We start from the raw sequence: 23,786 nt of genomic DNA, 5'->3' as shown, positions 1-23,786 counted from the left end.
AGTGCGCCGTAGCGTTTATCATGTAATTCCATAAGCCCTATAAAGACTCGCCATCATCTTATCCAGCGAGTAATTCGTTTCAGCAAACAGCCTTGCTTGTGTGCCAAGCTTCTGTCGGGTGCTAAGGTCTTCGATCAGCGTGTTCAGATGCTTTACAAAGTCGCTGCTGTTTTCGCAGAGATAGCCATTTTCGCCGTCAATCACCAAATCTTTATTGCCCACCACATTAGTCGCCAATACGGGCAGGCCAGCGGCCATGGCTTCGATCACGGCGACGGGCAGGCCTTCCCAGCGCGAGGTTTGGATATAGATGTCTAAATTGGCTAGCAGCTCTAAAGCCTGGCTGCGATCTACCCAGCCGCTGAGTTTTACATTGGCATTTTTCAGGTTTTTTTCTGATGCCACATCGCCGCCGCCTATCCATACAAACTCGACGCCGGGCTGGGCCACTTGGCTGGCGATGCTGGCAAATAGCTCGGGATTGCGGGCCAAGGTGACTCGGCCCACGGTGCCGATGCGCACAATATCTTGATTACCTTTGGCGGGATGAATCGCCGCCAGATCGACCGCATTATTCACCACCACCACATTGCTGCTGAGATGGCTGCGGATTTCTGCGCCTTCGGAAGGCGAGCAGGCGATAAAGGTGGTGGGGATTTCTGAGAGGATTTTTTCGAACGTAAGGAAAATGGTATTTTTTAAACGCCCTTCAGCCCGCTGCAAAAATGACAGCCCATGCGGCGAGAAAAACCACCGTGGCGCAGTTTTGCCGCGAATAAATAAACTGACAATTCGCCCCAGCGCACCGGCCTTGGATGAATGCATATGCACTACATCGGGCTTTAACTCACGCAACCAATGGTAAAGCGCCCGACCCGCACGCCAGTCGGCCGCTGGGTTAATGGCGCGAACCATGGGCAGCTGAATAAAGCGGATGGCATCGACAAATAGCGCTCGCCAGTTATCCGGCGTTTCTTCGCGTACCGAATGAATAATGGTGACGTTATGGCCGTCTTTGGTCTGCGCATTGGCCATCGCCGACACCATAGACAGTGTGCCAGCGCCAAATGCCTCAACAATATGCACAATTTTAGCGGCGTGTTTTACGGGGATCAGGCTCATCGTTTTTTTGCTCTTAGTTTTAATTTGAGCTTAAACACCAGAGAATAGGGTAGCAAGAGTAAGAGTTGCGTTCTGGCCATGCCGATCAGGGCGGCAACGCTGCCATCGCTGTATTTCTTTTGCACCGCTAGGCGGGATTGGAGCTGCTGGCGGCGTTTACTCAGTGAAATGCCGCTTGGGTCTAGTTCGTAGCGGATCAGCACATCGGGCAGGTTGGCTACTTTAAATTGGCGGGTGAATTCACTAAACAGCGCATAGTCTTCTGCGGCAGGCATATCCAAAGGATAAGGGCCGGTGCTTGCTAAAGCCGCTGTTCTGAACATTACCGCCGGATGAATAAAGGCCGAGTTATTACGCATGGCGTGGCGAATAGCCGCGTGCTCACACGGGTGGCGCAGCACAAATTGCTCGGCACCAGCCTGATCGACAAAACTAGCCGCGCCGCCAAGCAGCATTACATCGGGGTGGCTCTTTAAAAAAGCGATTTGTTTGGCAAAGCGATCGGGCAGGTTTTCATCGCCACAATCCAAGCGGGCAATCAGCTCGTAGCCGCGAGAAGTAATCCACGTCAGGCCAGAATTGAGTGCGTGTTCAATGCCACGATTGGCCGGTAAATTTAAAAACCGCAGCTCGCCCTCTGCCTTGAATGCATTTCTGGCTACCGTATGCTCGATGGGCGCACGCGTGCTGCCATCGTCCACCACCAGCACATCACATTGCTCGCTGGGGCCGATGGAGGCGAGTGATTTAATCAGCCCGGCAGGATTATTAAAATGCGGTATCAGTAAAATAAGGCGTGTCATGTGTGCTTCTGTTTTTGCGAGTACTGGTTCGCGTTTAAATTAACAATTGTAGGGCAGGTGGAAATCCAAACTTAGGTAACTGAGTACGGGTCGCTGTTGTAGGTTGGGTTAGCAGTTTTATCGCGTAACCCAACATTCTATTTGCGCCGAAATGTTGGGTTACGCTGATTTGTCCGCTTAAAATCTGCGAATAAACCAGCTAACCCAACCTACGAAAGTACCACTCCCGCTGGTCTTGCTTAAGTTGATCGGCTCCCCACATCAATCAATCCCACTTCCCCATCCCCAGCAGGCGTTTGATTTTACGGGTGAAGCTGACCGGTAGGGCGAAGGATAGGCTGGCTTTGCTGATTTTTATGAAGGATCGCGGTGAATAATCAAAGTAGCGCCATAGCAGCTTGATTCGCATCGCTTGTTGCTGGCGGCGGTGGCTCATGGAGATGCCTGCGTCGTTATATTCGCTGCGGGTCAGTACTTCGGCCAAGTTGGCCGTTTGATAACGCGCCACAAAGCGCCAGAAATACGCAAAGTCTTCTGCGGCTTTACAGTCCGTCGGATAAAGCCCCAGCGCTTTTACACCAGCGGCCCTAAACATCACCGTAGGATGGGTAAAGGCATTGTCGTCGTGCATTTGTCGCACGATTTCATCGTGCGTCTGTGGCTGATTAATCGTAAAACGATCGCCACTGGCATCAAAAAACGTCACCGCACTACCTAATAAATACACATCCGAGTGGCTATCTAAAAAAGCCATCTGCTTAGTAAAGCGATCCGGCGCGCATAGATCATCGCAATCCAACCGGGCAATATATTCATATCCCGCCTCAAGAATCGCCTGCAAGCCGGTATTGAGCGCATGCTCGATGCCCTGATTGTGCGGTAAATAAATAAAATGTAGCTCTCCCTCCGCCTGCCAAGCTCTTGCACAAGCCGCTTCATCGATGCGCTGCCTGCTACTGCCGTCATCCACAATAAAAGCATCAATCTGCTCGTGCTCCCCCACAGACGCTAAAGATGCAGCAAGGCCCTGTGGATTATTAAAGTGAGGAATAAGTAAGGCCGTGCGGTTCATCGAAGCGCTTTGTGCAAAGAGAGGGCGCCATTTTAACGGGTTTTGCGGCTGGGCGTGCTGAGGTGAAATGTAAATTGGGCGGATTGATGTGGTGGGGTAGGTTGTAAGGCTAGGGTTGCATTTACACGACTGCTGACAGGCCTTTTGATGTAAGTACGATCGCGACTCGTTTCCTTTGCAAAAATGGCAGTTGCTCGCTGGCGGCCAAGCGGCCTTTAATCCTTGTGTTTCTTGTTTTTTAGTAGCACTAAGTGCTACTATTTAGCATGCTAAATTTATCAGAATCCTGTGCGCGGGCCTTTAAGACGGCTTGGTTTGCCAAGGCAGCGAAAAAAGCCCTTATCACGGATGTGGAGCTGTGCGATGCCATGCGGCAGGTGATGCAAGGTCAAACTGATGATTTGGGTGGCGGCGTTTATAAGAAGCGTTTGAACAGCAATAGACATCGCTCGATTATTTTGGCCAAAGCTGGGCGATATTGGGTGTATGAGTATCTATTTGCCAAAAAAGATCGTGACAATATTGAAGATGATGAGCTGGCCAGTTTTCGCGTGCTAGCCAAGGCGTATGCGGGGATGACTAACAGCCAGCTTACGCAACTATTGCAAGACCAAGATTTGATGGAGATATGTCATGAGCAAACCTAAATTCAAAAGTGAAGCTTTCGCTGTTATGCATGGATCGGCCAGTGCTTTGCTTAAAGTCGGTGCGATTGATAAAGCAACGATGCGCACTTTTGATGACTCCTGCCTTGCTGTGCCGCATGAGCTGGAGCCTGCCCAGATTAAACAGCTGCGCGAGCAGAATCATGTTAGCCAGCCTGTATTTGCACGTTATTTAAATACTAGCGAATCGACGGTGCAAAAATGGGAATCAGGCGCGAAGCGCCCTAGCGGTATGGCTTTGAAACTGCTTGAAGTGATTCAAAAGCATGGATTACAGGTATTGACCTAAGTGCTAAATATATTCATCCCCTTTAGTACCTAAAGCCTCCAGTGCAACGATCTTACGAGGCTGTTTTGTAACTACCCAAACCCGTGCGTCTCAAGCTAAGGTCGAACACCACACAAAGTATGGTTTTTCGTAGGGTGTGTAAGTCGTTTTTCTTGCGCACCGGCATTCGGTGCGCAACGACTTCGTCGTTGTACACCCTACGAAACTATCCCTTACAAAGCCCCCAATCTCCCCGCCCTAAAATCCGCCACCGCCTGCGAAATTTCTGTCTGCGAGTTCATCACAAAGGGGCCGTATTGCACGATGGGCTCTTTGAGTGGTTGGCCTGCGAACAGCAGTACGCGGCTAGCGGCTGGGCTTTGGATGCGGATGCCGTCGCTCTCCGCTTCGTTGGCAAAAATGGCCAGTTGCTCGCTGGCGACCGCGCTGCCTTCAACTTCTACATCGCCACGATAAACATAGATAAAGGCATTGTGTCCGGCAGAAATCGCTTGGGTAAATTCGCTGCCTGCGGGCAGATGCAAATCTAAATACAGCGCTTGGGTGGTGGCTTTTTCGACGAGGCCTTTGGTGCCGTGGCTTTGGCCTGCGATCACATGTACGGCCACACCCGCGTCTGTTACTACGCTGGGTACGGTTTTAAAATCCCGATACCAAGGCGCACTCATTTTCTCGTTTGCTGGCAGGTTTAGCCATAGCTGAAAGCCTTCCATGCGGCCGTTTTCTTGCTCGGGCATTTCAGAATGCACCACGCCGCTGGCTGCGCTCATCCATTGCACTCCGCCGTTTTCTAAGAGGCCTTCGTGGCCCGCGCTGTCTTTGTGGCGCATTTTGCCAGCAATCATATAGGTGACGGTTTCAAAACCTCGGTGGGGATGCTCTGGAAAACCGGCCAAATAATCTTGTGGATCGTCACTTTTAAAGGCGTCGAGCATTAAAAACGGGTCGAGTCTTTGTTGCAAAGATTGGGTTAGCGCACGGTTAATTTTAACCCCCGCACCTTCCATCACTGGGCGTCCTTGTACTTTTCTTTCCAAAGCGCGTGGACGAGTTACAAGTTCGGTGTTCATGGTGTATCTCCATTTATTAACTGTGCAAACAAAACTGCAATCTAAACCTAAATCTTGAACCACAGAGAACACGGAGGACACAGAGTTTCACGGAGAAAATCAAGGAGACTAAAATAGCCAATATATTTGAATGATCTACTTCGGCATTTTTATCTGTTTTTTCTCTATTTTTTTGTTTTTAACTCCGTGTTCTCTGTGTCCTCCGTGGTTCAAGATTTGGGTTTTTGTGAGTTGCTTTGCCTTAAGCCACCGCGAGTTCGATTTCGCTGTGGGCTTGGCTGATGCCTTTGTTTTGCATTTCATCGCCCATATTCAGGCCTTCGGCGTAGATAAATTCCACACGGCTCATGCCTAAAAAGCCTAAAACGGTACGCATATAATCGGCGATGGTGTCGCCCGCGGTGCCGCGATGTACGCCGCCACGGGTGAGCACCACATAAACTTGTTTGTCAGTCAGCAAGCCTTCTGGGCCATTCGCGCCGTATTTAAAGGTGACGCCTGCGCGGGCAATCGCGTCTATCCAGTTTTTAAGCTGGGCGGTGATGCCAAAGTTATACATCGGGGCGGCGATGATTAAGGTGTCAGCCGCTTGTACTTCAGCGATTAAAGCGTCGCTACGGGCAACGCTGGCGGCTTGCTCTGCGCTGCGTGCTTCGGCGGTAGTCATCAAAGCGCCTAAAGTGGCTTCATCCAGTACCGGATGTGGGTTGATGGCTAAATCACGCAAAACTAATTTTGAGCCTGCATTGCCAGCAAGTAGTTTTTCAGCCAGCACATTAGCCAGTTGGGTAGAAAAAGCACCGTTGCTACGTGCGCTGGAGTTGATTTGTAAGATGTTCATGGCTTGATCTCTTCTGTGCTGCGTTGGAATGACGCTAATGTAACTCCTTCGATAAATGGGCAGAAGTCCATAAAATGGATAGTATTGTTCCATTGATGGAACAATGGTGCTGGCCCTAAATGAAAATCGAAGCCAATGATTTAGTGTTGTTTGCCAGAGTGGTTGAGTGCGGCAGCTTTAGCCGTGCGGCTGAGCGTATCGGCCAGCCTAAATCGACCGTATCGCGGCGGATTGCCAATATGGAAACGGCACTGGGCGAGCGGCTTTTGATACGCAGCACACGCAAATTGATGTTGACCGAGTTTGGCCAGCATGTGCTCGATCATGGCCGGCAAATTGCCAGCGAAGTGGATGCGGCGGTGGCTTTGGTTGAGCACCGGCAAGCCGAGCCAAGCGGTTTGTTGCGAATATCTATGCCGGGGGATATGGCGGGCTGGTCTATGGAAAATTTCTTAAGCGATTTTAGCCAGCGTTATCCTTTGATCCGGCTGGAGATTGATATCTCGCCACGCAGGGTGGATATCTTGGGTGAAGGCTTTGATCTGGCGATCAGAATCGGCGATCTACCTAGTGATGCACATCTTTCTGCGCGGCGATTAGCGCTGTTTAGTACGGGCCTTTATGCAGCGCCGCAATATATTGCCCAGCGAGGTTTGCCAGAGCACCCCGATCAGTTGGCCACGCACGATATCTTGGGTGTATTAAGCCGTCAGGGTGGCGCGATGTCTTGGGCTTTACAGCGGGGTAAGGCGCTGCATCATTTTCAGCCGGTGGCTAAATTCAGTATTAATTCGCCTCAGCTCTTAGTGCGCTTGGCGTGCCAAGGCTTGGGGGTGCTGGCGGTCACCGAATCATTTGCCAAGCCTTATTTACAGCAGGGTAAGCTGGTGCGTATCTTGCCAGAATGGTGTTTGCCTGCCGTGCCTGCCTGGGCGGTTTTTCCTGAGCGGCGGCTGATGCCCGCTAAAACGAGGGTGTTTTTAGATCAGTTAGAGCATGTTTTACAGTCCGATTAGTGTTTTTATGTGGGGTGTCGGTGTTTGTATTCATTTTGGAGTAATTTTATTATTAATAATCTCTTTTTATGATTTCAATCTTTGTAAAAATATTGACGATTGAATAAGCACTTGGCAGTATTGAATGAATAGGGTTTTGGGGCGGAACTCTTTGAGGCAAGCTCCCTTCTTACCGTGTGTGGGCTGAGCGATTGAAGGATGCAGCCCAAGTAGTTACTTATTTAAACTAGAAAGGATTAAAAATGGCTATTTCATTAAACAAAGGCGGCAATCTTTCCCTCTCTAAAACAGAGCCTGGCCTGAAATCGATTTTGCTTGGCTTAGGCTGGGACGCTCGTTCTACCGATGGCGCGGCTTTTGACTTAGACGCGACGGCATTTTTGCTTGGGGAAAATGGCAAAGTGCGTGGCGATGCCGATTTCATTTTTTACAATCAACTGAAATCGAGCTGCGGCTCGGTTGAGCACACCGGCGACAATCGCACTGGCGCTGGCGACGGTGACGATGAAGCGCTCAAAATCAATTTAGATAATGTGCCAGCAGAGATTATGCGGGTTGCCGTGTGTGTCACCATTCATGATGCTGAAGCACGTAAGCAAAACTTTGGTCAGGTGAAAGACGCATTTATGCGCGTGGTGAATCTGGATAACAATGTAGAAATCGTGCGTTTTGATTTATCAGAAGATTACAGCACCGAAACCGCCATGATTTTTGGTGAAGTGTACCGCCACAATGCCGAGTGGAAATTCAAAGCGGTAGGTCAAGGTTTTGCGGGTGGCCTTGGCCCTCTGTGCGCGCAATTTGGTATTTCAGCAAGCTAAATCACCATTGGCTTGGCTTACTTTGGTTTGCAGATTGATATCAGCAAATCATTTAAGGACTTGGTTCATATTACTTTCCCAAAATGCCTACCCGTCATCCTCTAGTGTTTTTATCGGGGATCCAGCAACACAGCTGGATTCCCGCCAAAGGCATTCGGGAATGACGGTAAAGCCATATTGGGATTTATTTCGAGCCGTATCTTAGGGTCTGTTGACGTTTCATTCATAATTGCGCTGAGCCGTGAATGAAACGTCAACAGACCCTAAGCCAAGCTACCCATTTCTTCCGTATTTCTCCTATCGTCTGTTAATGGTGTTTTGTAAGGAATTCATATGGCTCTGTCTCTAAAAAAAGGCCAAGGTATTAGCCTCAAAAAAAATGAGCATGATCTCTCTACCGTGACCATTGGTCTGGGGTGGGATATTCGGCAAGAAAAGAAAGGGTTTTTGGGCGGCTTATTTGGTAAAAAAGAAGAAGAATACGATTTAGATGTGATTGCGTTTCTTTGTGGTGCTGATGGCAAGGTGCAGAATTTTGGCGGTACCGAAGGCGGGCGTTCTACCTTGGTGGGCGGCGATATTATCTTTTTTAACTCTCTGCGCCATCATTCCGGCCAGATCTGGATGACGGGGGACAATCGCACTGGCGCGGGCGATGGGGACGATGAGCAGGTGATCGCCCGGCTGAATGATTTACCTGAACAATATGCAAAAGTGGTGTTTGTGGTGCAAATTTATAATGCAGCAGAAAACGGCCAAAGCTTTGGCAAAGTGCAAAATGCGTTTATTCGTGCAGAAGATGGCAAAGGGCAAGAGATGGTGCGCTTTGATTTATCTGGCGGTGCTCAATATGAAAATTGCCGCTCTATGCTGTTTGCAGAGTTGATTCGTGAGGATGGTGGCTGGAAATTCAATGCAATTGGCGAGCCATCGCAATCAGATTCATTTGTTGAATGGTTAAAACAATATAGTTGAGCATGCGTTAATTGATTTGATCGCATTATTCCCGCACAGAGCCTGCCCTCGAGTGTTGTAGTTGGGGGTGGGAATTCAATATTTGTACGTCATCCCAGGCAAAAGCATTTGGGGATGGCGAGTTTCATCGCTTCCCTAAGAGAGCATCATGAGCAGACGCCTTCCCGTTTACATTCTTCTTGATACATCCGGCTCTATGCGTGGCGAGCCCATTCACTCGGTGAACGTGGGCTTGCAAGCTATGCTGAGTGCGCTTAGGCAGGATCCTTACGCTTTAGAAAGCGTGGCGCTGTCGATTATTACTTTTGATTTAGAAGCGCGCGAATACCTGCCCTTAACGCCACTGGCGGATGTGCAGCTGCATGATGTGAGCTCGCCTAATGCCGGGGCCACTTTTATGGGCGCTGCATTGGAGCTGCTGCTTGAGTGCCTTGCGCGCGATGTGCAAAAAAGCAGCGAAGATGAAAAAGGCGATTGGCGTCCGCTGATGTTTTTAATGACCGACGGCAGCCCGTCTGATCTGCACGCTTACAGACAAGCGATTCCAGCGATTAAGCAGTGTCAGTTTGGGGCCATTATTGCGTGTGCCGCAGGCCCTAAGGCCAAGCAAGAATATTTGCTAGAGCTAACTGATCGCGTCGTCACGCTGGACACCCTAGATGCCTCGGCGTTTTCCGGCTTCTTTAAATGGGTTTCTGCCAGCGTAGCCGTAGGCAGCAGCAGCGCGGGCGTCGCTAATGATGTGGCTTTGCCGCCTCCACCACCGGAAATCCATTTGGTTCTGTAGCCCCGTATTGCCCACGCTAAGGTATCAAGTGAAGACAATGATATGTGGTGCAATTTTTGTAGGGCGGGTGCAACCCGCCGGACTTTGGCATGAAATGCTAAGAAAAGCGGCGGGTTGCACCCGCCCTACAAAGAAGTAAGCACTGGCAAACGCGTATCTTTCAAAGCGACGAATTTAATTAAAAGAGCAAAACCATGCGCAGATTGCCGGTATTTTTTGTTTTGGATTGTTCCGAATCGATGGTGGGCGATAGCCTGCAAAAAATGGAAGATGGCTTGCAAGCTATCGTTCGCGCGCTCAGAACCGATCCTCATGCCTTAGAAACGGTTTATATCTCGGTGATTGCCTTTGCGGGCGTGGCTAAAACCATTGCCCCCTTGGTTGAGCTGGTTTCTTTTTACCCGCCCAAATTGCCGCTTGGTGGGGGAACCAGTTTAGGCGTGGCATTAGAAACGCTGATGGCCGAGCTAGATACCGCTGTGGTGAAAACCACGCCCGATCGCAAAGGCGATTGGAAGCCGATTGTTTACCTCTTTACCGATGGTCGCCCAACCGATAATCCCAATACGGCCATTGATCGCTGGAATGCCAAATACGCCAAAAAAGCCACGCTGATTGCGGTGGGTTTGGGCCAGTCAGTTGATTTTGAAACGCTGCGCAGACTAACCGACAACGCCATGATGTTTGAAGACACGCAGGAAGGCGACTTCAAAAAGTTTATTAACTGGGTAACTGCTTCAGTGGTTGCTCAAAGCAAAAGCGTGGGGGAAAGCGATGCGCAATCTCTGGCCAATATCGATGCCAGCCTGATGCGTATTTTCAAAAATCCACCCTCAAAACAAGCCGATGAAGCCTGCATCACCTTGGTAGGCCGCTGCCAGAAAACCCGCAAACCCTATTTGATGAAGTACGACCGGGCCATTCAGGATGTAGCAACCAGAGATTTTAAGCTGCAAGTATCACGCTTTGAAATTGCGGGCTGCTACCCGCTGGAAGAAGATTATTTTATTTGGTCTGATCCACGTGCCATGGATCTAAAAGTAAATAGCGCAGATTTAATCGGCACACCGGGCTGCCCACACTGCGGCAACTTCACCGCCTTTGCCGCCTGCGGCTGTGGAAAACTCATGTGCATCAACGGCCCAGAAGAAGGCTTTTGCCCCTGGTGCAAAAAATTAGTCTCGTTTAGTTGTTCTGGAGACGAAGATGGCTTTGATGTAGGGCGCGGGAGAGGGTGATTTTTTTCTAGCCCTATAGGCATCACTAAAGACAACAACATAGCAAAAATGATTTTTATAGGGTGTGCAAGTCGTTTTTCTTGCGCACCGCCCTTTGGTGCGCAACGACTGCGTCGTTGTACACCCTATAAACTCGATTCACTCTATGGCAGAAACTTATCTTGATGCTTATAGGGCGATGGTTTTTCTAGCCCCTCCCCATTTAGGGGGAGGGGGTGGGGAGACGGGACGTGCCAAGGCCCACGATTTATAAATGACACATCCCCGTGGCCCTTCCACCGGGAACACACGAGACTGCTATGCACCTTCCTTCTGATGCAAATTCCTCGCCTGAATCCGCTCCTCTTCATTTATCCAATAAGCCCGGCGCAATACCGCCTGCTGGCACGGTGGCGAGCCAGCCGCTGGGTGCCAAGGTGGTTTTTCAAGCACCTAATGCTAAGGCGGGGCAGGCTTATTGCGGCAAGTTGCGTGAAGTGGCGGGCAATAGTCGAGCCTTGCAGTTTAAAGAGATTGGCTTGCCTGCCGCTCTGACGCTGACTTTGAGCGAGGAGGGAGAATTACAGGGGCAGCCTGCTGTGGCTGGCGATCATCTCATTACTTTTCAGTGGACAGAGGATGGCTTGCGGTGGCGTGCTGGCCAATGCGTGCTGCTGGTGAACCCTGATCCGCGCAGCCTGTGGCAAATCAATGAGCCAGCCAGTGACGCGATCTACCCCAAGCCGCATAGCGCCGCGCAGGCACTTCATGCGGGCGATTTAAATATCGCTGCCGCCAGCCGCCGTGGCCGCTCGCACGAGCATGCGGGCCTTTTTAGAGATGATGATTTTTTTGTGCAGCACGATGTCGCATCGGGCTGGAGCGTGCTGCTGGTGGCCGATGGTGCTGGCAGTGCCAAGTATTCTCGTTGGGGCGCAAAGCGGGCGGTAGATACGGCGGGTGAGCATTTGCTGGCCGTCTTAAAAGGGGATCTTGGAGCCAGCATCAACCATGCCTTGCAAGCTTGGGATGCTGATTCAGAATCTACCAGCGGGCAAATTGGCAGGCAGTTTCATTCCTTGTTTTACGATGCAGCTACTTTGGCGGTGGACGCCATCGAGCAAGCCGCAATATCACAGCAAAGCGACGCCAAGGATTACGCAACGACACTTTTAGCTGCGGCGGTTAAGCAGGAAGGTGAGCAAGTCTTTTTAGCCACATTCTGGATAGGCGACGGGGCGATTGCCGCTTATGGGCCGCGCGGCAAAGTGCGGCTGATGGGCCTGCCGGATAGTGGTGAATTTGCCGGGCAAACGCGCTTTCTAGACCGCGCCGCCTTAGCTTCAGAGCGCTTTGCGCAGCGGGTAAAAATTGGCCGTTATACCGATGTTTCGGCCATTGTTTTGATGAGTGACGGTATTTCAGATCCAAAATTTGAAACAGATAAAGGCTTAGCCAGCGGCGATAAATGGGACGCCCTCTGGGACGAAATCGTCCCTTGCCTTGCGGCGGATCAGCCAGAGCAAGGCCTGCTGGATTGGATGGGATTTTTTATCCCCGGCCACCATGATGACCGAAGCATGGCGCTGCTTTGGAGGTGAGATGTTAAAACCCAAATCTTGAACCTCTTCGGTCCCAGAGAACACGGAGTTTCACGGAGAAAACCTAGTAATGTAGGGTGGGCAGGTTTTTATGCCCACGCGTTCATGCGCGATTCACTTTTGTCATGGAACGAATCAGTTTTTATAGGGTGTACAACGACGCAGTCGGAGCGCAAAAGGGCGGTGCGCAAGAAAAGCGACTTGCACACCCTATGAAAAACAGCTTTTTTGCTATGTTTTTTTCTTTAGTGATACCCCCTAAAGGTTTTCTCCGTGTCCCTCCGTTTCCTCCCAAACTCCGTGGTTCAAGATTTGGGTTTTAGATCTCAAGATTTGGGTTTCTTCACAAGTTGACTTGCAGCAGGCAATCAGGAGCTAGGTATGGCGAAGGTAATTCAGTGCCGCACATTGGATGGGCAGCTGGTTGAGTTTGTAGATGAGATGATTGCTTCTGGGGCGATGAAAGAGGTTTATTTTTCGCCGGATAAGTCTTATGTAGTGGCGTTTTATAAGAAGCAGCAAGATGCCCAAGCGCTTGAGCGGCTGCAGATGATTATTGGCAAATACCGCGAGGGAATCTTTAATCAGGTGGGCGGTGATTACTGGAAGAACCTGTTTTGCTGGCCAACGGCGCTTCTGGAGTACGAAGGCAAGCTTGGGTTGATTGCACCTACTTACTCTAAGCATTTTTTCTTTGAATTCGGCTCCAAAAATCATGACATGCTCGAGATCAAGGGCAAGGAAAAAGAAGGTAAGTGGTTTGCTGCCGCCAATTTGCGCCAGCGTTTTGTCGATCAGCGCGAGCTGGGTGATTGGCTTAGCCATTTAAAGATTTGTGTGCTGATTGCCCGCGCGGTGCGCCGTATGCATATGGCTGGGCTGGCGCATTCTGATTTGTCGTATAAAAACGTACTGGTCGATCCGTCGGGGGGCTTTGCCTGCGTGATCGATGTGGATGGCCTAGTGGTGCCGGGCCGCTATCCGCCGGATGTGGTGGGTACGCCTGATTTTATTGCGCCCGAAGTGGTCAGCACCAGTCATCTGGCTAAGGGCGATCCGCAGCGCAATTTACCGCGCCGCGAAACAGACCAACATGCGCTGGCCGTGTTGATTTATATGTATTTGCTGTATCGCCACCCTCTGCGCGGCGGCAAAGTGCACGATATGGATGATGAGCAGCGGGACGAAGCGCTTGCTATGGGCGAGCGTGCGCTGTTTATTGAACACCCTAGCGATTCAAGCAATCGCATCAATCTGAATGACGCCAAGCCGACTGAGCTGCCGTGGGCCGACAGCAGCAAGCTGCCTTACACCCTAACCGGCCCTTATCTAGCGCCATTGTTTAAACAAGCTTTTGTTGACGGTCTGCATCAGCCTAATCAGCGCCCATCGGCCAATGATTGGGAAACGGCACTGCTTAAAACCATTGATCTAGCGCTGCCTTGCCGTTGCGAGCAAAAATGGTTTGTGTTCGATAATTCTACCCAGCCAGCCTGCCCGTTTTGCGGCTCGGCTTATCACGGCCAGCTGCCGGTGCTTAATCTGTATTCATCCCGCCAGGAAGGGCAGTTCCGGCCTGATAACCACCGGCTGATGGTTTGGGAAGGACAATCGCTTTACGCTTGGCACGCCAACTATTTGCTAGCCCCAAATGAAAAACTGGCGGATGAACATAAGCCGCGCGTGGCCTACTTTATTTTTTATCGCAATGTGTGGTGGATTTTTAATGTCGGCCTGCCCGATTTAATGGATGTGGTAACTAAAAAAACAGTGGCTATTGGCGGCAAACTGGAGCTAAAAGACGGCCAGCAAATTCTGCTAGATAAGGGCGAGGGAGGCAGGCTGGTGGTGGTGCAGATGGTGGGCGAGGCGTGTAGGTAGGCTGTGCTCATCAACTGAAGCCTCTGGCGTCATTCCCGCGAAGACGGGAATCCAGCTGCGCTGCTGGATCCCCGATAGTCGGGGATGACGGGCTTTTGATAAGGCCGTCGCGCTTAAGTGCATGCCTATAGGCGACAGCCAAGGATAAGCAGCAGGCAAAATGCAGCAGGCAAAATAAATGCAGGTGGATGAAACTTCTATGCCCTTGTCCTGTCTTTTGTAAGCACATGATCTTTATGAGTTGGCGGATGTTTTGTTTGTACTTGTCTAATTACTGATGATCAAAGCAAGAAATTATTAATAATTATAATTACTTATCTTGCTTCGCTTGAAAATGGCAGAGGGCGAACAGATCTATAAGGTCTGGCCGCTTAAGGGAAAAACTGTGCTATTTTTGGCCCGAGTGAAAGATGCTAAATAGATGATTTTTGGTATTATTGGGTTTGATGTGTGTTCTTTGTAAGAGTGTCGCCGTTTTTCGTAAGGCGTATCGTTGATTTTTTAAAGGAATATCGTTCATGGCTATTAGTCTACAAAAAGGCGGCAACGTCAATCTAAGTAAAGAAGCGCCTTCCCTTCAAAAGCTAGTGCTTGGTTTGGGCTGGGATCCACGCGTTACCGATGGTTCTGCTTTCGATTTGGATGGCAGTGCTTTTATGCTCAAAGCAGACGGCAAAGTTCGTGCTGATTCTGATTTCATTTTTTACAATAACTTGAAATCAACTGACGGCTCAGTGACCCACGCAGGTGACAACACCAGCGGACAAGGCGATGGCGATGATGAAAAAATCGTGATTGACTTGGCTTTAGTGCCTGCAGAAATTGAAAAAATCACCGTTGGCGTGACGATTCATGATGCCGAAGCACGTAAGCAAAACTTTGGTATGGTAGGCAAAGCGTACATCCGCTGCCTTGATGCCAATGGCGATAAAGAAATCGCTCGTTATGACTTGTCTGAAGACAGCTCAACAGAAACCGCCATGGTCTTCGGCGAAATCTACCGTGCTGGCGCAGAGTGGAAATTCAAAGCGGTAGGTCAGGGCTTTGCGGGTGGCTTAGGCCCACTGGCACGCTCTTTCGGTATTAGCGCTTAAAAAGGGCAGCTTGATGACCTTACTTGCAAAGGGCCAACGCCTGAAGATTCGGGATTTGGTTTCGACGGGCGCCTTTCAAGTGGGTCTTGTTGCCGAAGGTTTGCCAGTCGATTTCGCCTGCTTTGGGCTGGATTCGGCTGGCAAATTATCTGACGATCGATATATGACGTTTTTTAATCAGCCACGTAGCCCTTGCGGCGGCGTTGAGCTGTGTAAAACGCCAGCGGATGCAGTAGGTTTTGCTTTCCAGCTCGATCAATTACCCCTCAGCATTGAGCGGGTAGTGGTGGCGGTTAGTGCGAGCGAAGATGGGGCGATGTCGGCTTTACGCTCTGGTTATTTAAGAATTATTGAGGGAGAGCGTGAACATGCCCGCTTTCCTTTTTTGGGATCTGATTTTTCTGCCGAGCGCGCTTTAATGCTGGGCGAGTTTTATCGTAAAGAGGGCGATTGGCGTTTTATGGCCGTGGGTCAAGGCTTTGATGGCGGGATGGATGCTTTAGTGAGGCATTTTGGTGGCAGCGTCGAAGATGATCCGCTGCCGGTTAAGGTGTCTTTAGAGAAAAAAATAGCCAGCGAAGCGCCGCAGCTGGTCAATTTACATAAGGCTGCGGGTGTTTCGCTGCAAAAAGCGGGCTTAGAGCGCCATCGCGCCAGAGTCTGTTTATGCCTTGATATTTCCGGCTCAATGAGTGCCCTGTATAAAAAGGGGCTAGTACAATCTTTTGCAGAGCGCATCCTTGCATTGGCTTGTCAGTTTGACGATGACGGTGCCATTGATGTGTTCTTGTTTGGCGAAAAGGTCCATCAGCCAGCACCGATGGAACTCGCTAATTTTCAGGGCTATATCCAGCAGATTATCCAGCGCCACCCCTTAGAAGGCGACACGCGCTACGGGCGTGCGATGGAGGCGATTCGCAAATTTTACTTTCCAGAAAACGCAGCTGGTGAATGCCAAGGGGTGAGTAAAGCCAGCCAGCCGGTCTATGTGATGTTTGTAACCGATGGATCGACTTCTGATAAAGCACTGACCGAAAAGCAATTGCGCTGGTCGAGTAAAGAGCCCATTTTCTGGCAGTTTATGGGGATTGGTAAGGGCAGAAAATCGAAGAATAAACGCTTATTGGCGTTTGCCGATTCTGATTTCCCCTTTCTAGAAAGCCTTGATGATTTACCAGGGCGCTTGATTGATAATGCCGATTATTTCTCGCTGAGCTCCCCTGATGAGTATTCAGATGCCGCGCTGTATGACCTGCTCATGACTGAATACCCTGGCTGGCTAAAGCTGGCTACTCAGCATGGGCTGATTTAAATAATTTGTGTGAAACAAAAACGTATAAAGGTGTTGCTGACTAATGACTGTATTTACTGCTACCGGTGATGTTGATCCGTTTTTGCATGTGTCCTTACAAAAGGGCGACAAGATCTATTGCGAATCTGATGCAATGGTGATGATGGAAGCCAATCTAGATTTGAAAGGCAGTATGAATGGCGGGATCGGCGGGGCGATTATGCGTCGTTTTGCTAATGGCGAGTCTTTCTTTCAGCAGCAAATTGAGGCGGTAAGGGGGGAAGGCGATTGCCTGTTGTCCCCAACACTGCCAGGCGCTTTGCGCGTTATTGATGTGGGTACAAAACAGTATTTATTAAACGATGGCGCTTTTGTTGCGGCAACATCGGGCACAGAAATGAAAGTGCGTACGCAAAGTATTGGCAATGCGCTCTTTGCCCAGTCTGGCGGTTTTTTTATTATGGAAACCTCCGGCACGGGGCAGGTGGTGGTATCGGGCTTTGGCTCGATGTTTGAGCTGGATGTCGCGCCCGGCAAAGATGTGATTATCGATAACTCGCATGTGGTGTGCTGGGACAATAATTTGCAATACGAAATCTCTGTGACCACAGGCAATACCGGCGGTGGCTTGGGCGGCATGCTGGGTAATTTGGTCAATAGCGTGACCAGTGGCGAAGGCATTGTGTTGCGTTTTAGCGGCACAGGTAAGGTATTTATTTGCTCTAGAAACCGTGATTCTTTTGCCGAGTGGCTGAAGAAAAAGACCGGCGTTTAAATTAAAAATGGCCTAACGGCCTTTGTATGGCGGGTGAAGCCAGCGGATTTTTCAGCATCGCTCGCGGGTTTCACCCGCCATACGAAAAACATTTCACTTAAGTTGATAGGATTGGGGTGAAATCCGTCGTTTGACTAGTATTTCATGTCCTCATTGGCGGGTTTTACCCGCCCTACAATACTTACCATCAAGGAGTACAGCATGGCGATTAACCTCGAGAAAGGCCAAAAGATTTCCCTCGATAAAGAGGCTGGCGTTACATTAAGCAAGATCATCATGGGCCTTGCCTGGGATGCGGTGAAGTCCAAAGGTTTCCTGGGCTTTGGCGGCAGCGCACCGGATATCGATCTAGATGCGTCTTGCATTTTGTTTGATGAGCAAAATCATCCGATTGATGCAGTATGGTTCCGTCAGCTGAAATCTAAAGATGGCTCAGTGATGCATACTGGTGATAATCGCACTGGGGACGGCGATGGCGATGATGAGCAAATTGTGGTTGATCTGAGCCGCGTGCCTGCCAATGTTAAAAGCTTGGTATTCACGGTGAATAGCTTTACTGGCCAGAATTTCTCGCAAATTGCCAATGCCACTTGCCGTATCCTGAATGCGAACGACAATAAAGAAGTCGCACGTTTTAATCTGACCGCTTTGGGCTCGCACAATGCGCAAATTATGGCCAAGCTGTATCGCCATAATAATGAATGGAAAATGCACGCCATCGGTGAAATTGGCAATGGCCGCACCTTTGATGAGCTGATGCCGCAAATTACACCGCATTTATAATTTTTTCTAAGAAAAGCACGGCTGGTAAGCGTTGATTGTGATTTTGTATGGTGGGTGAAAACCCGCCGTTTGCAATGCTGTTTGTGGCGGGTTTTACCCTTCCCATGAAATGACATCGAGCTTGCTTGGCCTTGCGATTAATCGCGCCTTAAGGTTCCCATGCAGCACGTCTGGTTTAATAAAACATTTTCATCTGTTGCCGCCGCCATCAGCCTCATTCGTGAGGCTGATGTTCTTGGTGAATATCATATTGTATCTAGCCATACCAATCCGTATTCAGCGGCTTTTCAAGAAGCGCACGAATCTGCGGTTGAGCCTTCTGGTTTGCAGGGCGAAGTGTATCTGGCTTGGTGCTTACAATTTTGTCTTGATCACGCCATTACGATTTTTATCCCCGGTAAGGAAGCGGTATTAATCAGTGCAGAGCGTGAGCGCTTTGAGCAGCAGGGCACGCGTGTTTTATCCGTGGCCTCAGCTGAAATGCTGGAGCTGCTGCACGATAAGGCGGCGTTTTATCAAGCGGTTGATTTGCCGCTCACGCCACCGGCCGCATTTCGGGTTGTGGAAACGGCAGAGCAGTTTGAAGAGGCTTATCGAGCGCTTAAGCAAGATCACGCCAAGCTCTGTATTAAGCCAGCCAAATCGGTGTTTGGCTTGGGCTTTGCGGTGATTGAAGAAGAGCGATCCAGCGCGCAGCTCTTGGTAGAAGGCGTGCAATACCATATTGGTTTGGATGATTTGCGTCGTGGTTTTGCCGCAATGGGCACTTTTAAAACCATGATTGTCATGGAATATCTTGATGGACATGAATACAGCGTGGATTGCGTTGGCGACAATGGCCGCCTGGTATGTGCCGTGCCGCGTAAAAAAATGAAGCAAGCTGGCCGTGGCCAGATGATCGAGATGCGCAGCGATATTTTAGATAGCGTGCGTCAGCTGGCTAAAACCTTTGGTTTGAATGGCAATTTCAATGTGCAATTCAAAGAAAGAGCGGGTGGCCTTGGTCTATTAGAAATTAATCCTCGCATGTCAGGCGGTATCGCTATGGCCTGCCTTGCCGGAGCTAATTTACCTTACCTCGCTTTGGCTGGCTTTGATCGCGGTTTTGAGCACTTACATGTCCCGGAAGTGCGGCATGGAATCCGGGTTGCAGAGTTAGGCCGTGCTGCCATACTGGCGGATGCCGAAGTGCAGGTCATGGCACCTGAAGCTGAAGTCTCATGTGCGGCGCTCTAATGACTGGCCCGCATACCATTAAAGTTGAATTGCCTACCGGGCTGATGGAGCTCAGCGTTGATGCGGGTGCATTCAGCGTGGACGAGCTGATGGGCTTTGCTGCACGCGCCAACGCCAAGCGGGGGTTTCTGTTTTTAAGCAAGGTGCTGGGTAAGCACTGGCCGGTGCGCCCCTCGCTCATGCGTAAAATCCATATGGATTTGGCCGGGCAAGTACCGGCCGATTTAGCCGGCCCTGTGGTGTTTATTGCCATGGCCGAGACGGCGATTGGCTTGGGGCAAGGGGTTTTTGAGGCTTATAAAAGCGCTCACCCAGTTACAGAAGCGCTGTTTTTGCATACCTCGCGTTATCACGTGGGTGGCGCAGAGATTATCGAATTTTCCGAGGCACACAGCCACGCGCCACGGCAGTTTTTGCATATGCCGCAAGATGCCGAGCTGCGAGCACTGCTACTCAGCGCTAAATCCCTCGTGCTGGTGGACGATGAAGCCAGCACCGGAAATACCTTTTTAAATTTAAGCAATGCTTGTCGGGCACTCAATCCCCATATCGAGCACGTCCACCTTGCTACCATTACTAATTTTATGGGCAAGGCCGCGAATGAGGCTTTATCGCAGCGCTTTGGGGTTCCCGTATCGATTGCCGCCAGCTTAAGCGGTGAATATGTGTTTACAGCTGGCAACTTGCAGCCGTCCAGTGCAGCGGCGCAGGTGTTTGAGGCGCACGCTGATCGAGGCGCAAATGGCGATTTTGGCCGCTTGGGGCTGAATCGTGCGCTCGCAGCGCCGCATGCTTTGGCGCAAAAATTAGCTGCTGGTATTAAGGCCGGCGAGCAGGTATTGGTTTTAGGCACGGGCGAGTTTATGCATCTGGCTTATCTGCTGGGCAGCGCTTTGGAAGCCTTGGGAGTCGATGTGCTGGTGCAGTCGACCACACGTTCCCCGATCCTGAAATGGGGCGCGGTGAGCCAAGCTTTAAGCTTTGCCGATAACTATGGCGAAGGGGTGGCAAACTATATTTATAACGTCACACTCGGCCAGTACGATCATGTATTAGTTTGTCATGAAACCCCGCCCAATGAAGCGCTGTACAGCACGGCGCAAGCCGTAGGCGGCCGTTTATTCCATTTTTTATCTGAGAATCATATTGAAGAAATATCTGTTCGTTGATCTGGACGACACCTTATTCCAAACGCTAGGCAAGTGCGCTGGAGTAGATGATTTACGTCCGGTCGGCTATCTGAAAGACGGCGTGGCGATTTCATTTACTACGCCTCGCCAGCGTGCGTTTTTTGAAATGATGAGCGCTTCCATGACGCTGATCCCAAGCACCGCGCGCAATCTAGATGCTTTGCGCCGAGTTGATTTACCTTTTAATAGTTATTCCATCATCGATTACGGCGGCGTGGTGCTCAAGCCCTGTGGCAGTGTGGATGAGTTTTGGCTGGAAAATATGCGTGTGGATATGGAGCAGGCATTGCCAGGCTTGCATGCGGTGATGGCAGTGATTGATGATTATTGCGAAAAAGTGGGCTTAAAGGGCCGCGCTCGTTTGGTTGAGGATTGCAATACGCCGTTTTATGCCCTGATTAAAGACCCTGACAAGATTGACGCTAATCTGGAGCAAATCGAGCGTGAAGCGGTTGCGCCTTGGGTGGCGGGCGAGGGTAAAGATTTCTTTATTCACCGCAATGGCAATAATTTAGCCGTGCTACCAAAAACACTGAATAAAGCCCGCGCCGTGGAATATGTGCGCTCCTTACTGCAAAAAGAGCACGGCGAAATCATGACTATCGGCATGGGCGACAGCCAATCCGATGCGCGCTTTATGGCGAGCTGTGATTACGCTTTAATCCCGAATGGCACACAGCTGGCCAAGCTGACTGTTGCCGCTTTATGAACAGTCGTGGTTTTTGCGGTAGTTATCGTCCGGATGATGTGCGCTTTTTGCTTAAACGCTTATCGCAACAGCCGTTTATTGATGTGGCAAATAAAGAGTTTTTGATTCAATCCGGCGCGCGTCATTACAGCGAAATGCTGTCGCCAGAGTCCTTGCCTTCACCGCGCTATTTGCAGGTTTTTAAAGATGCACTCGCAGCTAATCGTCAGCAAATGGCAGGAGATTGCCTAAGGCTGGCGGCGCTGATTGCAGCAAGACGCAGTGGGCCGATCACGCTGGTTTCTTTGGTGCGGGCGGGAACGCCCGTTGGCGTGATTTTGAAGCATCTTTTGCAAGGTGTATTAGGGCGGGAAGTGGCGCATTACTCGGTGTCGATTATTCGTGATCGAGGCATTGATGCGGTAGCCTTGCAGCATATTTTGCAGCAAGGGCATCGCCCGGAATCTATTGTGTTTATTGATGGCTGGACTGGTAAAGGCGTGATTTCACGCGTGCTGGAGCAGGCAGTAAATGCGTTTAATTTGCAGCATCGAGTCGCCATTGATAGTGGCCTCTATGTGTTGTCTGATCTGGCGGGCACGGCGGCGTGTGCGGCCTCGGCAGAAGATTATTTGATTCCATCGAGCATCTTGAACGCTACCGTTTCTGGCCTAGTTAGCCGCTCGGTGCTCAATGATTCAATCGGGCCGGACGATTTTCATGGCTGTGTTTATTACGATGAGTTTGAGTCACAAGACCAGTCGCAATTATTTTCTGATGGCTTAGTGGCCGATGCGACTCGATTGGCAAAGGATCAGGGCGTGCCTGCCGCCTTGCCGATTGATCGGGTAAAAATGGCGCAAATTTCAGCTGATTTTTTGCAAGCTACCCAAGAGCAGTACGGCGTTGAAGACCTTAATCTGATTAAGCCCGGCATAGGCGAAGCCACCCGCGTGTTGCTGCGCAGAGTGCCAAGGTTGCTGATTTTGCGCGATCCGTTTGTAGCCGATGTGGCGCATTTAAAACTATTAGCAATAGAAAAAAACGTGCCGCTTATTGTGGATGCGGGCCTGCCTTATCAAGCGGTATCACTGATTGGGAGTGTTTTAGATGGCTAAAGTATTGGGAACTTCTTTGTACGCACCCGTAATACATAAAGATTTGCAGGCAATCTCTCTGATAAGGAGCGCAATAGATGGCTAAGGTTCTGGGAGCTTCACTTTATGTGCCTGCCACACATAAAGATTTGCAGCAGATTGCTGATGGTGAGTTGCTGGGCGAGTTGCGCTCGGTGATTTTTTGTACCGAAGATGCGGTGGCTGAAAGCGAGCTGAGTTATGCCTTATTTAGCTTGTCGCTGGTCTTGCAGCAGATGGTTGAGCGGCCAACAACCGAGCGTTTTGTGCGGGTGAGAAACCCCGAAGTCATGAAACGCGTGCTGGCCATGCCGGGCGTAGAAAAGCTGACGGGCTTTGTATTGCCCAAAATCACTCATCATAATTTCGACTCTTACTTTAGGCAGGTGCGTAAAACGCATTTTATGCTGATGCCGACGCTAGAAACGGTGGAAGTATTTGATGATGCCGAAATGAAACAGCTGCGGCTTTGTCTAGAGCGCCCGGGTGTGCGAGATCATATTTTGGCGCTGCGCATTGGCGGCAATGATCTATTGGCGCTGCTGGGCATTCGTCGCCCACGGCATGTCAGTATTTATAGAACCCCTTTGGGCGCGGTGATTTCCAAACTAGTGACGATTTTCCGTCCCTATGGCTTTGTGCTGACCGCGCCGGTGTTCGAGCATCTGGATAATCCAACGCTCTTGGCTCAGGAGGTGGAAGAAGACTTGGCGCACGGCATGGTCGGCAAAACGGCGATTCATCCTAGCCAAGTAGCGCTGATTGAGCAGCACTATCGGGTGCAGCATCGGGATGTGGATGTGGCTTTAAAAATTATCGACGAAGCCAGCCCAGCGGTTTTTAGGATGCACGACTCCATGTGCGAAGTCGCCACCCACCGCGCATGGGCGCATGGCGTATTGGAGCAGGCAAGGGTGTTTGGGATTCATTCGATGGTGTGAGGGCTGTTGTGTGTAGGGCGGGTGAAATCCGCGAATTTGTTCTATTTAAATGCAAATTACGTGGGTTTGACTTCTTGGATGTTAAGCAAAGCTAAAAAGATATTTTTAGTGCCTTCGGCACGTTGATTTAGGTGCGGGCGTCCCGCTGGACCTTCCTTTCTTGTGCGGCCAAGAAACGAAGCCAAAGAAGGCCGCCCCACGAAACACGAAGGCCCCTGCGTTGCGGACAATCGAGTCGGCGGCGGGCGGGATTGGCTCGCTGCCTCGCTCCCTGGCCGAAACCCCGCCCCGCTTGTTCCTCGCTCCGGCGTGTTTCAAGGGGAGATTTAAGCCCTACGCTAAGAGCTGTGATATAGACCCAGATTGCTGTGTTTGAAAATGACCAAAACGCATGGCAAATGGCTATTTAAAAAAACGTTTTTCTCCGTGAAACTCCGTGTTCTCTGTGCCCTCCGTGTTTCAAGATTTGGGTTTTTTCTGCGTCATATCATT

General features: G+C 50.3%; 23 protein-coding genes. 18 read left to right on the top strand and 5 right to left on the bottom strand.

What is annotated here, in order from left to right; genetic code table 11:
- Positions 1 to 18: 18 nt before the first annotated feature.
- The 3 genes from ACFQNF_RS07980 to ACFQNF_RS07970 all read right to left on the bottom strand — a co-directional run bounded on the left by ACFQNF_RS07980 (position 19) and on the right by ACFQNF_RS07970 (position 2,997).
- The gene (locus tag ACFQNF_RS07980) at positions 19 to 1,122 is read right to left on the bottom strand and encodes a glycosyltransferase (protein WP_380187476.1); all 1,104 of its coding nucleotides are present in this window, start codon (positions 1,120 to 1,122) and stop codon (positions 19 to 21) included.
- Entirely contained in the window at positions 1,119 to 1,925 is an 807-nt protein-coding gene (locus ACFQNF_RS07975; protein WP_380187475.1) for a glycosyltransferase, read from the bottom strand. The genes ACFQNF_RS07980 and ACFQNF_RS07975 overlap by 4 nt, the downstream gene beginning before the upstream one ends.
- Before the next feature lie 265 nt (positions 1,926 to 2,190).
- Positions 2,191 to 2,997 (bottom strand): glycosyltransferase, encoded by an 807-nt coding sequence (locus ACFQNF_RS07970; protein ID WP_380187474.1) that lies wholly within the window; start codon positions 2,995 to 2,997, stop codon positions 2,191 to 2,193.
- A 266-nt stretch (positions 2,998 to 3,263) separates the two neighbouring features.
- Between ACFQNF_RS07970 and ACFQNF_RS07965 the strand changes: the two genes are divergently transcribed.
- Positions 3,264 to 3,644, top strand: a complete 381-nt coding sequence (locus ACFQNF_RS07965) for a type II toxin-antitoxin system RelE/ParE family toxin (protein WP_380187473.1) — start codon at positions 3,264 to 3,266, stop codon at positions 3,642 to 3,644.
- Entirely contained in the window at positions 3,631 to 3,951 is a 321-nt protein-coding gene (locus ACFQNF_RS07960) for a helix-turn-helix domain-containing protein (protein WP_380187472.1), read from the top strand. Before ACFQNF_RS07965 ends, ACFQNF_RS07960 begins: the two co-directional genes overlap by 14 nt.
- Before the next feature lie 212 nt (positions 3,952 to 4,163).
- On the opposite strand, the gene ACFQNF_RS07955 is transcribed toward ACFQNF_RS07960, so the two are convergent.
- Complete coding sequence (locus ACFQNF_RS07955) at positions 4,164 to 5,021, bottom strand: pirin family protein (RefSeq protein ID WP_380187471.1); 858 nt, start codon at positions 5,019 to 5,021, stop codon at positions 4,164 to 4,166.
- A 241-nt stretch (positions 5,022 to 5,262) separates the two neighbouring features.
- A complete protein-coding gene (locus tag ACFQNF_RS07950) occupies positions 5,263 to 5,862 on the bottom strand; it encodes an FMN-dependent NADH-azoreductase (RefSeq protein ID WP_380187470.1) in 600 nt (199 codons plus the stop codon).
- Between the two features lie 119 nt (positions 5,863 to 5,981).
- On the opposite strand from ACFQNF_RS07950, the gene ACFQNF_RS07945 reads away from it, so the two are divergent.
- The 16 genes from ACFQNF_RS07945 (at position 5,982) to ACFQNF_RS07870 (ending at position 23,294) form a co-directional block, all read left to right on the top strand.
- The gene (locus ACFQNF_RS07945; protein WP_380187469.1) at positions 5,982 to 6,878 is read left to right on the top strand and encodes a LysR family transcriptional regulator; all 897 of its coding nucleotides are present in this window, start codon (positions 5,982 to 5,984) and stop codon (positions 6,876 to 6,878) included.
- A 242-nt stretch (positions 6,879 to 7,120) separates the two neighbouring features.
- Entirely contained in the window at positions 7,121 to 7,699 is a 579-nt protein-coding gene (locus ACFQNF_RS07940; RefSeq protein ID WP_380187468.1) for a TerD family protein, read from the top strand.
- Between the two features lie 333 nt (positions 7,700 to 8,032).
- Positions 8,033 to 8,674, top strand: a complete 642-nt coding sequence (locus ACFQNF_RS07935) for a TerD family protein (protein ID WP_380187467.1) — start codon at positions 8,033 to 8,035, stop codon at positions 8,672 to 8,674.
- A 148-nt stretch (positions 8,675 to 8,822) separates the two neighbouring features.
- Entirely contained in the window at positions 8,823 to 9,461 is a 639-nt protein-coding gene (locus ACFQNF_RS07930) for a VWA domain-containing protein (RefSeq protein WP_380187466.1), read from the top strand.
- 194 nt (positions 9,462 to 9,655) lie between these two features.
- Complete coding sequence (locus ACFQNF_RS07925) at positions 9,656 to 10,699, top strand: TerY-C metal binding domain-containing protein (RefSeq protein ID WP_380187465.1); 1,044 nt, start codon at positions 9,656 to 9,658, stop codon at positions 10,697 to 10,699.
- A 299-nt stretch (positions 10,700 to 10,998) separates the two neighbouring features.
- Entirely contained in the window at positions 10,999 to 12,279 is a 1,281-nt protein-coding gene (locus ACFQNF_RS07920; RefSeq protein WP_380187464.1) for a PP2C family serine/threonine-protein phosphatase, read from the top strand.
- Positions 12,280 to 12,660: 381 nt separating this feature from the next.
- Entirely contained in the window at positions 12,661 to 14,160 is a 1,500-nt protein-coding gene (locus tag ACFQNF_RS07915; RefSeq protein ID WP_380187463.1) for a helix-hairpin-helix domain-containing protein, read from the top strand.
- 518 nt (positions 14,161 to 14,678) lie between these two features.
- Positions 14,679 to 15,254: a TerD family protein gene (locus ACFQNF_RS07910; RefSeq protein ID WP_380187462.1), complete on the top strand. Its 576-nt coding sequence runs from the start codon at positions 14,679 to 14,681 to the stop codon at positions 15,252 to 15,254.
- A gap of 13 nt (positions 15,255 to 15,267) precedes the next feature.
- The gene (locus tag ACFQNF_RS07905) at positions 15,268 to 16,566 is read left to right on the top strand and encodes a VWA domain-containing protein (protein WP_380187461.1); all 1,299 of its coding nucleotides are present in this window, start codon (positions 15,268 to 15,270) and stop codon (positions 16,564 to 16,566) included.
- Between the two features lie 43 nt (positions 16,567 to 16,609).
- Entirely contained in the window at positions 16,610 to 17,320 is a 711-nt protein-coding gene (locus ACFQNF_RS07900; protein WP_380187460.1) for a TIGR00266 family protein, read from the top strand.
- 201 nt (positions 17,321 to 17,521) lie between these two features.
- On the top strand, positions 17,522 to 18,103 hold the full coding sequence (locus tag ACFQNF_RS07895) for a TerD family protein (protein WP_380187459.1): 582 nt from the start codon (positions 17,522 to 17,524) through the stop codon (positions 18,101 to 18,103).
- 159 nt (positions 18,104 to 18,262) lie between these two features.
- Entirely contained in the window at positions 18,263 to 19,339 is a 1,077-nt protein-coding gene (locus ACFQNF_RS07890; RefSeq protein ID WP_380187458.1) for an ATP-grasp domain-containing protein, read from the top strand.
- Positions 19,339 to 20,508, top strand: a complete 1,170-nt coding sequence (locus ACFQNF_RS07885) for a phosphoribosyltransferase domain-containing protein (RefSeq protein WP_380187457.1) — start codon at positions 19,339 to 19,341, stop codon at positions 20,506 to 20,508. The genes ACFQNF_RS07890 and ACFQNF_RS07885 overlap by 1 nt, the downstream gene beginning before the upstream one ends.
- A complete protein-coding gene (locus tag ACFQNF_RS07880; protein WP_380187456.1) occupies positions 20,486 to 21,238 on the top strand; it encodes an HAD family hydrolase in 753 nt (250 codons plus the stop codon). Before ACFQNF_RS07885 ends, ACFQNF_RS07880 begins: the two co-directional genes overlap by 23 nt.
- The gene (locus ACFQNF_RS07875) at positions 21,235 to 22,335 is read left to right on the top strand and encodes a cysteine protease StiP family protein (protein ID WP_380187455.1); all 1,101 of its coding nucleotides are present in this window, start codon (positions 21,235 to 21,237) and stop codon (positions 22,333 to 22,335) included. The genes ACFQNF_RS07880 and ACFQNF_RS07875 overlap by 4 nt, the downstream gene beginning before the upstream one ends.
- Positions 22,336 to 22,412: 77 nt before the next feature.
- A complete protein-coding gene (locus tag ACFQNF_RS07870; RefSeq protein ID WP_380187454.1) occupies positions 22,413 to 23,294 on the top strand; it encodes an HpcH/HpaI aldolase/citrate lyase family protein in 882 nt (293 codons plus the stop codon).
- The last annotated feature ends 492 nt before the right edge of the window (positions 23,295 to 23,786 follow it).

Origin of the sequence: Iodobacter arcticus (assembly GCF_042664895.1) — a bacterium.
In the GTDB taxonomy this organism is placed as follows: Bacteria; Pseudomonadota; Gammaproteobacteria; order Burkholderiales; family Chitinibacteraceae; genus Iodobacter; species Iodobacter arcticus.
Note: the sequence above shows the minus strand (reverse complement) of the source record. Positions and strands in the feature narration are given on the sequence as shown.